The following is a 14465-nucleotide window of genomic DNA, read 5'->3' as shown; positions in this document are numbered from 1 at the left end:
GTGCAAAGGCCACAATAAAGTTGCAATTAATGGTGTCAATTTACCCAAATCATACTACTACCCTCTCCAACAACTCCACATACAACCTAACCCCCTCCTCTACCTCATGCAAATAAATATACTCATCTGCCATGTGCGAGCGGCCTGAGAAGCCCGGTCCCATTTTAAGGGATGGGATGGGCAAAAGCGCCTGATCGGAAGTTGTTGGAGAACCGTACGTGTTGCGCCCCATCGCCAAGCCTGCCTGCACCAAGGGATGCTCCATCGGGATGGCTGATGGCTTTAATCTGGTAGAACGTGGCTTTACTTCCGACTTTACATGTTGTTGTATATTCTGCAACACCTCCTCCATCGAATAAGCATCCGTCAAGCGAACATCCACGGTAAACTGGCAGTTATCCGGCACTACGTTGTGCTGCGTACCGGCATTTATCACCGTCACACTCATTTTCACTGGCCCCAGGTGCTCCGATTCCTTCTCAAACCGATACTCCTTGAACCACTTTATATCCTCCAGCGCTTCGTAAATAGCGTTGATGCCCTCTTCACGGGCAGCGTGTCCGGCTTTGCCTTTGGCTGTGCAATCCAGCACCAGTAAACCTTTTTCGGCTACAGCAAGGTGCATTTCGGTTGGTTCGCCTACAATGGCTGCATCCAGGTTTCCAAGCTCCGGAAGTATAAGTTCGATGCCGTTTCTGCCTGAGATCTCTTCTTCGGCGGTAGCGGCAAGCACCAGGTTATACTTTAAGTTTGGTTGCTCATAAAAGTATAGGAACGCAGCAACCAGGCTTACCAAACAACCACCCGCATCGTTGCTTCCCAGACCGTAGAGCTTGCCATCTTCTACGGTAGCAGCAAAAGGGTCGCGGGTATAGCCAGGGTTTGGCTTTACGGTATCGTGGTGTGAGTTTAGTAGTATGGTTGGCAGCTCAGGGTTGTAGTGCTTGTTGAATGCCCATACATTGTTCAGTTGCTGGTGTACCTCCACGCCATGCTTCTGTAAATAGCTGGCAAGTATGGCGGCAGTCTTATCTTCTTCCTTGCTCAGCGAAGGTATCTGGATAAGCTGCTTTAACAGTTCTACTGCCTCTAAGTATAGTTTGTGCTGCTCCATTAATTCAGGCTGATGGTGGTTCCTGCGAACGCTTCGCTCTCAGATTCTATACTTAATAACGCCTCAGCCTCTCCTATCAAAACTTTGCTAACTCCTTGTTGCAAGGCTGCAAAGGCATTGTCTAGTTTTGGTACCATACCAGCAGTTATTGCACCAGTTTCTCGTAGTTCATTATACTTCGGCAGATTGATGTAATGGATAACGGTATCGTCATCAGCAGCATCTGCCAGCACACCTTTCTTCTCGAAACAGTACAGAAGCGTTACGTTATACTTTGTTGCCAGTGCAGTAGCCAGCACAGAGGCAATGGTATCGGCGTTGGTATTCAGCATAGAGCCTTTGCCATCGTGGGTAAGCGGTGCAAATACAGGTGTTAAACCAGCCTTAAGTAGAGTATCAAGCGCAGCGATATTTATACTTTCGTTGCCTGACACGTCGCCGGCAAAGCCGTAATCCACATCGCGCACAGGGCGCTTGGTGGCAAGTATGGTGTTGGCATCTGCACCGGTCATGCCAATGGCATTGCAACCCAATGATTGCAGTTGTGCTACCACCTGTTTGTTAACCAAGCCACCATATACCATCGTCACCAGTTCAAGGGTTTGGGTATCAGTAACACGACGGCCTTCTACCATAACGGGTTCTATACCTAGTCGCTGGCCAATAGCAGAGGCAATCTTGCCCCCGCCATGCACCAACAACCTGGGCCCACGCAGCTTCGCAAAATCAACCAAAAAGCGATGTAGCCGCGACGGGTTATCCAGTATATTTCCGCCTATTTTTACTATCAACATTATTTATAGACACAAGATGTAAGACACAAGACACAGGACTATATTTTTTAGACATAAGATTTATGACACAAGACGTAAGACATGCTTTTAGATGAAGTTTGGAAAACTATAACTGCCATTCTTTTTAGATTCTATCTAATCCTCAGATTCTGTAAGAATCGTTTAGATGAAAAAGTCTTAAATCTTGTGTCCTGTGTCTTGCGTCCATTTCAAACTAAATCGCTTCCAGCATCCTTTTCAGCACAGCCTGCGCCGCGTAGGTGCGGTTGTTGGCTTGCTGCAGTACCAGCGAGTTTGGCCCGTCCAGGATCTCGTCGCTTAGCTCTACGTTACGGCGCACTGGCAGGCAGTGCATTACCTTTGCATTGTTTGTAAGCGCCAGCTTTGCGTTGGTCATCATCCAGCCATTTCCGTCTGTCAGCACTTTGCCGTAATCGGTGTAGCTCGACCAGTTTTTAACATACACAAAGTCCGCATCTTGCAAGGCTTCGGCTTGGTTGGTAGTAACCGTGGCATTCTGTGTGAATTCGTCGGCTAGCTCGTAGCCTTCCGGGTGCGTGATAAACAGATCTACGTCATCTGCCTGCCCCATCCACTCAGCAAAAGAGTTGGCCACGCACTGCGGTATAGATTTAACGTGAGGTGCCCATGTAAGCACAACTTTTGGTTTTTTACCAGCAGGCTTTTGCTCAGTAATGGTTACCAGGTCGGCAAGGCTCTGCAGCGGGTGGCGCGTTGCCGATTCCAGGCTCACGATCGGAATACCTGCGTAATCAATAAACTGCTGCAGTAACTCTTCGTTATAGTCTTCGTGGCGGTTCTGCAGTTTAGGAAAAGAGCGGATACCGAGGATGTCGCAGTACTCCCCCATCACAGCAGCCGCTTCTTTAATGTGCTCTACGGTGGTACCGTTCATGATAGCGCCTTCTTGTGTTTCCAGTGCCCAGCCCTCTTTGTCCAGGTTCATCACCATTACGTTCATGCCCAGGTTCATGGCAGCCTTTTGGGTGCTTAAACGTGTGCGCAGGCTTGGGTTCAAGAAGATAAGTCCCAGCGTTTTATTCTCGCCGAGGTGTTTATACTTGTAGGGGTTTTGCTTCAGGTGAAGGGCCTCGTTTACCAGTTCCTCAACATTGGCAACGTCTTTCACGGATGTATATTTTTTCATTAAACTGTCTGTAATTCTGCTTTTAATAGGATTTCCTCAAACGCGTGCAGGAATTTCTGTACTTCACGGGCACCAATGTTAAGCGGCGGTAGCAAACGTAGCGTATTCTTATCGGAAGATGAGCCGGTAAAAATGCCATATTCCTCCAGAAGCAGCTTACGTATCGGTGCACAAGCCTGCTGCAGTTCCACCCCGATCATCAGGCCTTTACCACGCACCTCTTTTACACCCGGCATCTGACGAAGTACATCCATCAGCCAGTTGCCGATGTTCTGTGCATTCTGCATCAGGTTTTCCTTTTCCATCACTTCCAGCACAGCCAGAGAGGCTACGCAAGCCAGGTAGTTACCGCCGAAAGTGGTGCCCAGCATACCGTGCTTTGCCTTTATTTCAGGACTGATAAGTACGCCGGCCACCGGGAAGCCATTGCCCATACCTTTGGCCATCGTGATCAGGTGCGGTTTAACGTCGGCGTGCTGGTGCGCGAAAAACTTGCCTGAGCGTCCATAACCAGACTGTACCTCATCCAGGATCAGGAGTGCTCCTGCTTTTTCGCAGCCGGCAGCAATAGCTTTCAGGAAAGAAGGCTCAGGCAATTGTACCCCGCCAACGCCCTGTATACCTTCCACGATCACGGCAGCCAGTTCGGGGCCATGCTCCAAAAGTGCATTTCCAAAAGCGTTGATATCGTTTAAAGGCAGAAAAATGATGTTATCCGTTTCGTTGATCGGGGCTTGGATCTTAGGATCGTCGGTAGCAGCTACGGCAGCAGAAGTGCGGCCATGGAAAGCACCTTTAAATGCGATCACTTTTTTACGTCCGGTATGGAAAGAGGCTAGCTTGAGGGCATTTTCATTGGCCTCGGCACCTGAGTTGCAAAGAAAAAGGCTGTAGTCGTTGTAACCACTAAGTTCGCCCAGCTTATCTGCCAGTTCCTGCTGCAGCGGCATTTTTACGGAGTTGGAATAGAAGCCAATGTCGTAGAGCTGACGGGCTATTCTTTTAACATAGTGCGGGTGGCTGTGACCAATAGAGATGACAGCATGACCTCCGTAAAGATCCAGGTAGCGTTTGCCATTCTCGTCCCAAACATAAGCGCCCTGTGCTTTTACTGGCGTTATGTCGAAAAGCGGATATACATCAAACAGATTCATATTTGATAATTAGATGTAAGAAGTAAGACAATAGATGAAGTACTTGACGTACATATTTTTAATTGTTGATTGTTGTATTGTTAAATTGTTGTTTTCATACTTTATACTTGTCCCCCTTTGAAGTCGAAGATCCCGGACTTGATTCGGGAGGGCTTGAGGTTGATTAAAGATTTTCAGTGTTAGGTCTTTAAACGATTATCATCCCCCTACCCCCTTCGAAGGGGGACAATCGGTGCTATTATTTTTGCTGTTATATATTTAAACAGTTGTTCGAATAACTAACTCAAGTTGCGATTAACCCACCCCTAACCCCTCCGAGGAGGGGAATTTTGCTCGTGCATGTGACTCCCCTCTTGAGAGGGGCGCAGGGGTGTGTTTACACCTGCCTAGGTCATCATATATCGAAACTTGAGTTAAACAACCAACAACGAGTAACGAACAACGAAACCTAAAATGCACTTGCTTTCAGCTTCAGGCCGGCGGTTTCATTCAAGTCGAACATCAGGTTCATGTTTTGTACTGCCTGTCCCGAAGCACCTTTTAAAAGGTTGTCTATCATGCTCGTTATAACAAGCTTATCGCCTTGTTTTTCCAGGTGTAGCAGGCATTTGTTTGTATTCGTTACCTGCTTCAGATCCGGTGTAGTATCCGAAACGGTTACAAACGGATGGCTTCTGTAAAAGCTTTTGAACAACTGGCCAGCCTCGTCTATACTTAAGTTGCTGTTTAAGTAACTGGTACAAAGTATGCCACGGGTAAACGGCCCACGGTAAGGCACAAAGTGTATACCTGGCAACTCTTTTTCCTGCATACCAGCCAGTGTACGGCGTATCTCGTTCAGGTGCTGATGACTCAGGACTTTATAGTTGGAGATGTTGCCATCGCGCCAGCTGTAGTGCGAGGTAGCCGCTAAACTTTGTCCTGCGCCGGTGCTGCCGGTAATACCACTTACATGCACCTCCTGCCCTATCAGGTTTTGCTCTGCCAGAGGCAGTAAAGCCAGTTGTATGGCAGTGGCAAAGCACCCCGGGTTGGCAATATTCTGAGCCTGTTTGATCTCGTTGCGCTGCAGTTCCGGCAAACCATAGACAAAGGTTCTGTCAGACGCCTCAACAGTGGCTTCTTTTATACTTTCGTTCCAGCGGAAATCCTGGCTCAGGTCTATGATCTTTATACTTTGAGGCAGTTGTTCTGCCTCCACAAACTTTTTTGCCTCGCCATGGCCTACACACAGAAACAGTACATCCACTTCGGTTTGCAGCTTATCTGTAAAATTTAGGTGTGTATCGCCAAGGAGATCTTTGTGCACGGCGTACACCGGCTTGCCGGTCTGGCTCTTGCTATGCACAAATGCAATCTCAACGTTTGGGTGATGCACAAGCAGGCGCAGCAGTTCGCCGCCAGTATAACCCGCGCCGCCTACAATGCCTGCTTTTATACTTATTCCGTTATCCATGCTGCCTCGGGGTTGTTTACGCTATGGTATAGCTTGGTCTGGTTTCCGAATATCTTGGCAAAGCCCTTTACGTCATCGGATGTCCAGGCACGGTTCATTTCTCCGTAGCTTCCAAATTTGTCACTCATCAAATCATGTGTGCTTTCGATGCCCTCTACCTGGAAGCGGTAAGGTGCCAGCAGCACGTATACTTTACCCGTTACATTCTGCTGTGTGCTCTCCAAAAATGCCTCAATGTCGCGCATAGTTGGGTCCAGCAATTGCCCTTCGTGCAGCCAGTTGCCGTACCAGGCCGAAAGCTGATCTTTCCAGTATAGCTGCCACTTGGTAAGCACGTGTTTTTCTAAAGTATGGTGTGCTTTGATGATCACCATAGGCGCAGCTGCCTCAAAACCTACTCGCCCTTTAATACCGATGATCGTATCGCCAATATGTATGTCGCGGCCAATGGCAAACGGAGCGGCAATGGCCTGTAATTCCTGAATCGCCTGAACCGGAGTATCATACTTGTTCTCGTTAATACCTACCAGTTCACCTTTCTCGAAATGTAATGTAACGCGCTCCGGCTCATGTTTGCTAAGTTGCGTAGGATACGCTTCCTCAGGCAGCGGCAGGTTAGAAGTAAGTGTCTCTTTTCCTCCTACCGATGTGCCCCAGATCCCTTTGTTAATAGAGTACTGCGCTTTGGCAAAATCCATCTCCACGCCATGCTGCTTCAGGTACTCGATCTCCTCTTCACGGGATAAACGCTTGTCGCGGATCGGGGTAATGATCTCCACCTCAGGAATCAACGCCTGGAAAACCATGTCGAAACGCACCTGGTCGTTACCAGCGCCGGTACTTCCGTGCGCCACAAAATCCGCTCCTATACTTTTAGCATGCTTGGCAATGGCAATGGCCTGCGTAACGCGCTCTGCACTCACGCTTAGCGGATAAACGTTGTTCTTAAGTATGTTACCGTACACCAGGTATTTGATGCAGCTGTTATAAAAATGCTGTGTCTCGTCCAGGTGGGTATGTTGTTTAACACCCATTGCATAAGCACGGCGCTCGATCTCTTTAAGCTCTTCTTCCGAAAAACCGCCTGTATCCACAATGGCTGAGTATACTTCAAGGCCCAGCTCCTGAGCAAGGTAAATGGCACAATAAGAGGTATCTAAACCGCCACTAAATGCTAAAACTACTTTCTTCATGTTGGTATCTGGTATACTTAAGAGGCGTTACGCTCTTTGCTGTTTAAATTGGTTTGATTAGGCCGTGCACGGTGGCGAATCCAGCGATCGTTAATGCTAATAACTTTTGCTGTTTGCTGCTTCACAGGCTGAGGCTCTTCCTGTTTGTTTACCACAGGCAGAGGCATGTAGCCGTCTTCTTTAGCAGGGTCGTAGAGCATAGCAGTGCAAAGGCAGTTCGTGCGGTTCTTGCTTTGCAGGATCTCAAAGTTCACACAGCTACGGCAGCCTTTCCAGAACTCTTCATCATCTGTCAGTTCAGAGTATGTTACGGGCTTGTAGCCAAGGCCGGAATTAATACGCATTACTGCCAGTGCCGTGGTTAAACCAAAGATCTTGGCATCCGGGTATTTTGTGCGCGATAGTTCAAAGATCTTCTGCTTAATCTGGCGAGCCAGTCCGCTTTTGCGCAGCTCCGGAGATACGATCAGGCCTGAGTTTGCCACATACTTGCCATGCCCCCAGGTCTCGATGTAACAAAAGCCAGCCCACGTACCATCCTGGTGCAGAGCAATTACGGCTTTGCCTTCCATCATTTTTTGAGCCACGTAATCCGGTGATCGCTTGGCAATACCGGTACCGCGTGCCTTAGCCGACGCCTCCATCTCATTACATATCTGTAAGGCGTAAATAACATGCTGCCCATTGGCAACCGTCACAATGAATTCTGGTTGATTCATTTAACTGGTAAAATAAAGTACCCTGGCTGCGCCATGCACAGCACAATATGTTTAGCTAGATTAAAGTATGAATACAGTCGTTGGAGGTAATATTATTTACCTGAGGCACTGTAAGCAGAAAAACGTATTTGGGGAATAATGACTACCGCATAGGTAGTCTGAAAAACTGTAGGCTACCGCCTGTAGCGGACCGCAGGTGAGATGGTCCTAAAAACTACCCTTGACGAAAGGATAGAAAAAGTCGCACCCTCCAAGGCTGGAGCGTGATTTATCAAAACTGATAAAGACGACATTTTTTTCATTTCAGTAATTGTATGCCAGGTATAGAAATACCGTATTTTTCGCAAAGTTTTCAGAATAGTTTTCAAATATCCAAGGGATATCTTAAAAAACCTTATTTATTTATAGTAATTGTTGCTTTAGTTTCAAATACGTTGCTTTATACTTTTATCCAGTTCAAAATTAGTGTACGGGTACTGGCGCAAAAGCGTTAAATTGCACCCACATAAAACAACTGTGCTTCCTTAATCATGAAAAGCATCTCCATCAGGGTAATCATCGGCATTCTGTTTTCAGCCGTGGGCCTGGCATCACTGTTTATTACAAAACAGGCACTTACGGCTGCAGTATGGCTCAGCTTTGGCAACGGGCTCATACTCTCCGACCTTCGCTTTACAGGTGTGGATGAAAAAGGGAATGTGTATCAAAAACCGATCCCGAGGGCACGTACCATCACGGCTATTTTACTCATCGTATTTGCTGTATTGCTCCTGCTATTCCAGGTATTTCTAGACTTTAACCAGACTGCATCAGTTTCTAAGTAAGGTCAGATTCGGCTTTGCAGTACAAAATCCACGTCTATCAGCTTGTGGTCGCGTTTTAATTTGATCCTTAGTTTACGTCCCGGCCTGCTGTCTATCAGGTCCAGTATCTCGCCAAGCTGTAGGTTCTTGCACTCTACACCATTGATGCTCACTATCTGATCGCCGGCCTCCATGCCCACACGCTTTGCCGGCGTATTCTCAATTACATTGGAAACAACATAGAAATTGGTGCCCGGAAGTGGCGTTGTGATCTCAAAGCCGGCCAGGTTATAGTTAAAGGGCTCCTTAAACTTGCTGTTTGGTATCAGGGTGATCTTGTTGTGCGGATAATCCAGGATAACGGTAAATCGCTTGAGTACATCCGAGCCCAGGTTTCCGTTGCGCTGGGCAATATTGAGGGCCGGTTTTACAGCTTCTTCGTCGGGATAAGAGGCTGGCAAATTCGTAAGCTCATACCTGCCAAGCACAAAGGCGTCCAGCCTGCCGATCTTGCCATGGATATCGCCGCCAAGTCCGCGGCCCAGGTATGCTTCTAGCGTTTTGGGTGGTAAAGTTAACCTGCTGTCGGTAGGCAGGTAAAGCGACAACGAGTGACTGGCTCCTGTATCCAGGACAAGCTTCACCTTTATCGAGTCGCCGTTTTGCTGCCTCACGTTGCCATAGATATAAGCCTTGCTCTCTTCTATAAACAGGGGGAATTCCTCTGCTTTGCGCTTTTTCTTAAGCTTTGTATCCGGGCGGTAAAGCGTCAGTGTTTTGTTTGCGTAGTTTATCTTAACAATAAAGTTCTTAAAAATATCATACCCAATAATGCCATGAACCGGCATCCCCATGCGGTGCGACAGGTGAAAGACATCTTCCAGTAAAACATATACTTTGTGGTTATCGCCCTGTATGCCCGGCATGCTCATGCTATTACCAGTTGAGTAGAATGCCTCTATCTCATTGCCTGATCCCAAGCCACGGATACTAACTTTATCAGCTGAGTTCAGGTTAAGCGAATCAGAATAGTAGAGTCTGGTGATGAGGGTGTTGCGCACACCGGAATCAAGTATAAAATTTAAAGGCGTAGAATTATTGATCTGAACAGGAATTATGATCAGGTTGTGTACAAGCTTGAACGGGATTTTTATCTGCTTGCGTTTTGACTTGAAGTACACCGTATCCTGCTCGTAACGGGTGTGCACCTGCGCCTGAGCGAATTCGGGTACCAATAGCAACCAAAGACAAAGCAGTATAAGGAAACTGGCTCTTGTCATAAGATGGGACGTTTTCAGTTCATACTATTGGGTTAACAATAATATTACGCAAAATATTCCAAACGGTAGACAAGTTATCAGCTCATCTTCAATAAATTATAGATTATACCTATAACACAGTATATAATTTTGGCTATACAAAGCTCATAGCCCTGGTTTACTTTTTAGTGGAGGAGATGTCGCCAAGCGATTTGCCTTTAAGCCTGCCATAGATAAGGTGCTTGGGCGTGCCGATTAGCTGCGAGCCATAGATGCCCGAATGACCAGAGAAAAGATAAGACACCACACAGGCCAGCGCCATGTACACGCTGCTGTCGGCACCGAATAACTCAATGGCCATAATAGTGCTGGTGAGTGGCGTGTTGGTTGCCCCGGAAAACACAGCCACTAGTCCCATGCCGGCCAATAAAGCCATTGGCAACGGAATTGGACCGGAAAGAGCATTGCCCAGTGTGGCTCCTGTAAAGAAAAGCGGCGTAACCTCCCCTCCTTTAAAACCAGCCCCTAAAGTAAATGCTGTGAGTGCGATTTTTACAAAGGCATCGTACCAGGGTAAACCCTGCTTAAACGCAGCAAGTATGGTAGGCACCCCCAGGCCAATATACTTGGTTGTACCCATTAGCCAGACCACCACGGCAATTACCACCCCCCCTACCAGAGGTCGTAAAGGCGGATACGCAATGTGCTGCTTGAACTGCTGCGAAAAGAAATGAATGGAACGGGAAAATACCATTCCGGCCAATCCAAAAATGGCTCCTGCTACCAGGCAGTAAACTATGGCCATGGCAGAGATATCCGGTACAAATGGAATTGAAAAGTGCATATGCCCCACCCCCCAGGACGTGCAAGTATAATCTGCGATAACGGCAGCCAGGAAACTGGGCAAAAGGGCCTCGTAGCGCAAACGGCCAAGTATAAATACCTCCAGGCCAAAAACTGCACCGGCCAGCGGCGTGCCAAACAAAGAAGCAAATCCGGCACTAATACCCGTAATGATCAGCACTTTCCGGTCGCGGGGACGCAGGCGAAATAGTTTAGTGAGCTGATCGGCCAAGGCCCCTCCCATCTGTACGGCAGTACCCTCTCGCCCAGCCGACCCACCGAAAAGGTGCGTTACCAGCGTACCGAAAAGCACCAGCGGCGCCATCAAAAACGGAATGATCTGACGGGGTTTGTGTATCTCCTCCAGCAAGAGGTTATTTCCTTTAGCCGAGCGTCCTCCGATGTAATGATAAAGCAAACCAACTAACAAGCCACCCAAAGGCAATAGCCAGATGATCCAGGTATGACTTTCACGGTAATTTGTCACCCAATCAAGCGACACCAGAAAAAATGCAGATGCAGAACCGGCCATTATTCCGACCAAAATGCAGATAACAAGCCACTTTAAAGTATAAAGTATAGCCGTGGCCTGCTCGCCGGAAAAAAGCGCTTTGCTTAATAGCTTTGTAAGGATGGATTTCTGGGTGCTGTGGTTTTTCATGATTCTGCTGACGACAAAGATACAAACAGGCAAAGTATAGCCAAGCCTTTCTGTAGGAGTCATCAGCGCTGCCCGGGCAGGCGGTTCAAGGTGGTACCCCATCACCTTCGGGTTAAAGGTAATCTTAATTCCCGACTCAGCAAAACTGTGTGCCGATTACCTGACCTTAATAGTTACTCCCGACGTAAATAAAGTATGGAAGCATTGATAGTAGTGTTGATTTTGATCTCTGCAGGTCTGGTTTACCTGATCAGGAAGGTGTATGTGAGAAAGAGCCGTGAGGAAAAACATACGGATCATTATTGGTAGGATTGTGTAAGGGTTAAGTTAGACAAATACATCTTCGTTGTGGCCTTTTGCTATAAGCCAGCTTTTCGCCTCGCCGGCTGGGCCTTACTTTTCTCCTTGATGAGAAAAGTAAGCAAAAGAATCAAGACGATTTTGAACTCGCTGAACGCTCAAACAAAAAATCGTCAGGGGTGCACATTACATGGGCTGTTGCTATGTAGTTATAGTTTAAAAACATACCACACCCCTGCCCCTCTCAAGAGGGGAATTGTTGCATTACCGGGTCAAACCACCCCTTTATCCCCTCCTGGGGGTGAAGGCCCCCCTTTAAAGTCCAAGGAGGGGAATTTTCTGCTACTACTAATTTATACTTGCTAGCCAGTTGCAACAGCCGTCAGCTAAGAAGTGTCAATCCCAGTCCTTGGACTGAGCGCCTCGAGAGGTTCCGGTGACGAGCGCGAGCGAGGCATTGCGACGTTAGGAGCAAAGGAAGCGAAAGCAGCGCGATGGCCAAGGACGAGGCCACGCGGCCTTGAGCGCACCAAAGCCTGAGGTGAAACAATGGGCAAGCAAGACTGAAGGAAATCAGCAGTTCGACATAAAAGGCAGAATAAAGCCTACTTACTTCACAACCGCTGCAAAAAAGCAAACTGCCATAAATTGAACTGAGCTAATATTTCAACCACAAAACCCTCCTAACCCTTACCCAATCATCAAACTATAAAAACCCCAAACTTTGCACAAAACCATTGCAATCAAATACCATATTCATCAGCATAGACCCTTAAAACCACAAAAACCCGTGCATTTGGCCTTATTTTTTGTTATCTTCAAGTATAACCTCTTTTAGATACTTTGAAGGTAATTATACTTTTCTAATACATGCATTATATAGATCTGTCCATCTTTGCGGCATACATGTTGGCTATGCTCGGAGTTGGATTTTACTTTTTAAAAAAGAACCAGGGCGCTGAAGATTACTATGTAGGCGGCCGATCCATGAGCAGCGGACACATCGGGTTATCGGTGGTGGCAACTGATGTGGGTGGCGGCTTTTCCATTGGACTTGGCGGACTAGGTTTTGCGATGGGCTTGTCGGGCTCCTGGATGCTGTTTACCGGTTTGCTGGGTGCCTGGCTGGCAGCGGTTTTCCTGATACCCAAAGTAAAAGACAACCCTGCCTTTGCCAATTTCCTTACCTTTCCACAGATCTTCGGGCACTACTTTAATGCACGTGTTGCTCTGTTGGCGGGCATTATCTCGGCCATTGGCTACACGGGTTTCACAAGCTCTCAGATACTGGCCGGCGCTAAGCTTGCCAGCGGCACCTTCACCAATCTCGACTTAAACACAGCCTTGCTGGTGATGGGTATTATGGCCGTGGTATACACCGTTATGGGCGGACTTAAAGCCGTAATCTATACTGATACCATACAGTGGGCCATACTAATGGGTGGACTTGTGTTTATTGGTATACCTGTCTCGTTTCTGGCAGTAGGCGGCGGCCTGGAGGGCATGAGTTTTAGCGAACTGATAGACCCAGGTTTTCTGGCCACGCAGGCAGGCAAAAGTATAACCGCTATCCGCACTACCCTACCCGATGAGTTTCTGAGCCTGAACAACATTACCTGGCAACAAATAGTGAACTGGGCCATTACTATCATACCTATCTGGTTTGTGGGCATGACGCTCTACCAGCGCATCTATGCGTGCCGCGATGTAAAAACAGCCAAACGTGCTTGGTATATTGCCGGACTATTTGAGTGGCCTGTGATGGCTTTTATGGGTGTGAGCCTGGGTATACTGGCAAGGGTTGCCTCTGAACAGGGCATGTTTACTGACCTGGTGGCCGGCGGTGTGGTTGACCCTGAAACAGGATTGCCGATGCTGTTGCGCTCTGTGCTGCCGGTTGGCCTCATGGGCCTGATGCTCTCAGCATACTTTTCGGCTATACTTTCAACGGCAGATAGTTGCCTGATGGCCTCGTCGGGAAATATTGTGACAGATGTGCTGAGCCACTTCCGGAGAATTGACCCGGATGCCCCGTCTACGCTGCGCCTCTCACAAGTGGTAACGCTGCTGGTGGGTGCCTTTGCGCTTTGGCTGGCCACCACAATGACCAACGTGCTCGACCTGATGCTTTACTCTTATGCCTTTATGGTGTCGGGTTTGTTTGTACCGGTACTTGGTGCCTTGTTCTGGAAAAAGCGCAGCAGTGTGGCCGCTTTCTGGGCTATGCTCATGGGTGGTATAGTAACAGTTGTATTGCAGGTATTTATACTTGCCCCTGTAAGCGCTGATGCTTACCTTCTGCTGCTGGCAAAACAGCTGCAGCCATACTTTGCTAATGCGGAGAATGTGTCCGGTTTAAGTGCAGCGGAGCTTTTAAACCTGCTTAATCAAACCATTGCCACCAACAGTATCGTACACATCCCGGCTGCAGGGTTTACATTCAGGCTTCCCTACAACCTCGATCCTAATTTATTCGGATTAACTACTTCCGCTATTTTATACTTTACGTTAACTATTCTATACCCTGATAAATCAAAAAATAAAACATGGCAGAAAACAACAACGTCAGCTACAGCATCTACACCCCAGGAGATCATGCAGAACTAAACCAAGATGAAGTACTCGATTTCCTTTTCAAGCACCTGGATGAGTATGGTGACCAGCGGGCCGATATAGCTAAGTGTATGGACTATGCCCTCTCGACTGCCGAAGGCAAAGGTGGATCGGTGGTGGTTGCGCGTGAGGATGACAAAGTAGTTGGCGCCCTGATCATGAACAATACGGGCATGAGTGGGTATATACCTGAGAACATACTGGTTTACGTGGCCGTGCATAACAGCCAACGCGGCAAAGGTGTGGGCAAAAAGATTGTGCAAACCGCTATCGACAATACACAAGGCAGTATTGCCCTGCACGTTGAGCCACAAAACTCGGCTAAGTTTCTTTATGAGAAACTGGGCTTTACAAACAAATACCTCGAATACAGACTACAAAGATAAAC

Annotated in this window: 12 protein-coding genes and 1 riboswitch; of the genes, 3 read left to right on the top strand and 9 right to left on the bottom strand. The window is 47.7% G+C overall.

From position 1 onward, the window contains the following. Positions 1–49 precede the first annotated feature (49 nt). From AC4BAP_RS10580 to AC4BAP_RS10550, 7 genes are all read right to left on the bottom strand, one after another. The gene (locus tag AC4BAP_RS10580) at positions 50–1114 is read right to left on the bottom strand and encodes a M20 family metallo-hydrolase (RefSeq protein ID WP_490582614.1); all 1065 of its coding nucleotides are present in this window, start codon (positions 1112–1114) and stop codon (positions 50–52) included. After that, positions 1114–1908, bottom strand: a complete 795-nt coding sequence (gene argB, locus AC4BAP_RS10575) for an acetylglutamate kinase (protein ID WP_490582613.1) — start codon at positions 1906–1908, stop codon at positions 1114–1116. The genes AC4BAP_RS10580 and argB overlap by 1 nt, the downstream gene beginning before the upstream one ends. Positions 1909–2122: 214 nt before the next feature. Then, the gene (locus AC4BAP_RS10570; RefSeq protein WP_490582612.1) at positions 2123–3076 is read right to left on the bottom strand and encodes a Rossmann-fold NAD(P)-binding domain-containing protein; all 954 of its coding nucleotides are present in this window, start codon (positions 3074–3076) and stop codon (positions 2123–2125) included. Next, positions 3076–4230, bottom strand: a complete 1155-nt coding sequence (locus AC4BAP_RS10565; protein ID WP_490582611.1) for an aspartate aminotransferase family protein — start codon at positions 4228–4230, stop codon at positions 3076–3078. Before AC4BAP_RS10565 ends, AC4BAP_RS10570 begins: the two co-directional genes overlap by 1 nt. A gap of 448 nt (positions 4231–4678) precedes the next feature. Beyond that, on the bottom strand, positions 4679–5686 hold the full coding sequence (gene argC, locus AC4BAP_RS10560; RefSeq protein ID WP_490582610.1) for an N-acetyl-gamma-glutamyl-phosphate reductase: 1008 nt from the start codon (positions 5684–5686) through the stop codon (positions 4679–4681). Beyond that, positions 5671–6879 (bottom strand): argininosuccinate synthase, encoded by a 1209-nt coding sequence (gene argG, locus AC4BAP_RS10555; protein ID WP_490582609.1) that lies wholly within the window; start codon positions 6877–6879, stop codon positions 5671–5673. The genes argC and argG overlap by 16 nt, the downstream gene beginning before the upstream one ends. Before the next feature lie 17 nt (positions 6880–6896). Then, complete coding sequence (locus tag AC4BAP_RS10550) at positions 6897–7598, bottom strand: GNAT family N-acetyltransferase (protein WP_490582608.1); 702 nt, start codon at positions 7596–7598, stop codon at positions 6897–6899. A gap of 530 nt (positions 7599–8128) precedes the next feature. Between AC4BAP_RS10550 and AC4BAP_RS10545 the strand changes: the two genes are divergently transcribed. After that, positions 8129–8422, top strand: a complete 294-nt coding sequence (locus tag AC4BAP_RS10545) for a hypothetical protein (RefSeq protein WP_490582607.1) — start codon at positions 8129–8131, stop codon at positions 8420–8422. A 2-nt stretch (positions 8423–8424) separates the two neighbouring features. On the opposite strand, the gene AC4BAP_RS10540 is transcribed toward AC4BAP_RS10545, so the two are convergent. Both AC4BAP_RS10540 and AC4BAP_RS10535 read right to left on the bottom strand, forming a co-directional pair. After that, positions 8425–9681 carry a pepsin/retropepsin-like aspartic protease family protein gene (locus tag AC4BAP_RS10540; RefSeq protein WP_490582606.1) on the bottom strand — a complete coding sequence of 419 codons (1257 nt, stop codon included), beginning with the start codon at positions 9679–9681 and terminating at the stop codon, positions 8425–8427. A 157-nt stretch (positions 9682–9838) separates the two neighbouring features. Further along, a complete protein-coding gene (locus tag AC4BAP_RS10535; RefSeq protein WP_490582653.1) occupies positions 9839–11164 on the bottom strand; it encodes a voltage-gated chloride channel family protein in 1326 nt (441 codons plus the stop codon). Between the two features lie 46 nt (positions 11165–11210). Then, a riboswitch (Fluoride riboswitch) is annotated at positions 11211–11279 on the bottom strand. A gap of 1055 nt (positions 11280–12334) precedes the next feature. Here AC4BAP_RS10535 and AC4BAP_RS10530 point away from each other — a divergent pair. Both AC4BAP_RS10530 and AC4BAP_RS10525 read left to right on the top strand, forming a co-directional pair. After that, on the top strand, positions 12335–14071 hold the full coding sequence (locus AC4BAP_RS10530; RefSeq protein ID WP_490582605.1) for a sodium:solute symporter family protein: 1737 nt from the start codon (positions 12335–12337) through the stop codon (positions 14069–14071). Next, positions 14011–14463 carry a GNAT family N-acetyltransferase gene (locus AC4BAP_RS10525; RefSeq protein WP_490582604.1) on the top strand — a complete coding sequence of 151 codons (453 nt, stop codon included), beginning with the start codon at positions 14011–14013 and terminating at the stop codon, positions 14461–14463. Before AC4BAP_RS10530 ends, AC4BAP_RS10525 begins: the two co-directional genes overlap by 61 nt. Positions 14464–14465 lie beyond the last annotated feature (2 nt).

The organism is Pontibacter sp. GD7, assembly GCF_058216375.1.
Note: the sequence above shows the minus strand (reverse complement) of the source record. Positions and strands in the feature narration are given on the sequence as shown.

Coding starts and splice junctions, on each gene's coding strand:
- AC4BAP_RS10570 (WP_490582612.1), bottom strand. CDS start 3,076: ATGAAAAAATATACATCCGTGAAAGACGTTGCCAATGTTGAGGAACTG.
- AC4BAP_RS10580 (WP_490582614.1), bottom strand. CDS start 1,114: ATGGAGCAGCACAAACTATACTTAGAGGCAGTAGAACTGTTAAAGCAG.
- AC4BAP_RS10530 (WP_490582605.1), top strand. CDS start 12,335: ATGCATTATATAGATCTGTCCATCTTTGCGGCATACATGTTGGCTATG.
- AC4BAP_RS10535 (WP_490582653.1), bottom strand. CDS start 11,164: ATGAAAAACCACAGCACCCAGAAATCCATCCTTACAAAGCTATTAAGC.
- argB (WP_490582613.1), bottom strand. CDS start 1,908: ATGTTGATAGTAAAAATAGGCGGAAATATACTGGATAACCCGTCGCGG.
- AC4BAP_RS10565 (WP_490582611.1), bottom strand. CDS start 4,230: ATGAATCTGTTTGATGTATATCCGCTTTTCGACATAACGCCAGTAAAA.
- argG (WP_490582609.1), bottom strand. CDS start 6,879: ATGAAGAAAGTAGTTTTAGCATTTAGTGGCGGTTTAGATACCTCTTAT.
- argC (WP_490582610.1), bottom strand. CDS start 5,686: ATGGATAACGGAATAAGTATAAAAGCAGGCATTGTAGGCGGCGCGGGT.
- AC4BAP_RS10545 (WP_490582607.1), top strand. CDS start 8,129: ATGAAAAGCATCTCCATCAGGGTAATCATCGGCATTCTGTTTTCAGCC.
- AC4BAP_RS10550 (WP_490582608.1), bottom strand. CDS start 7,598: ATGAATCAACCAGAATTCATTGTGACGGTTGCCAATGGGCAGCATGTT.
- AC4BAP_RS10540 (WP_490582606.1), bottom strand. CDS start 9,681: ATGACAAGAGCCAGTTTCCTTATACTGCTTTGTCTTTGGTTGCTATTG.
- AC4BAP_RS10525 (WP_490582604.1), top strand. CDS start 14,011: ATGGCAGAAAACAACAACGTCAGCTACAGCATCTACACCCCAGGAGAT.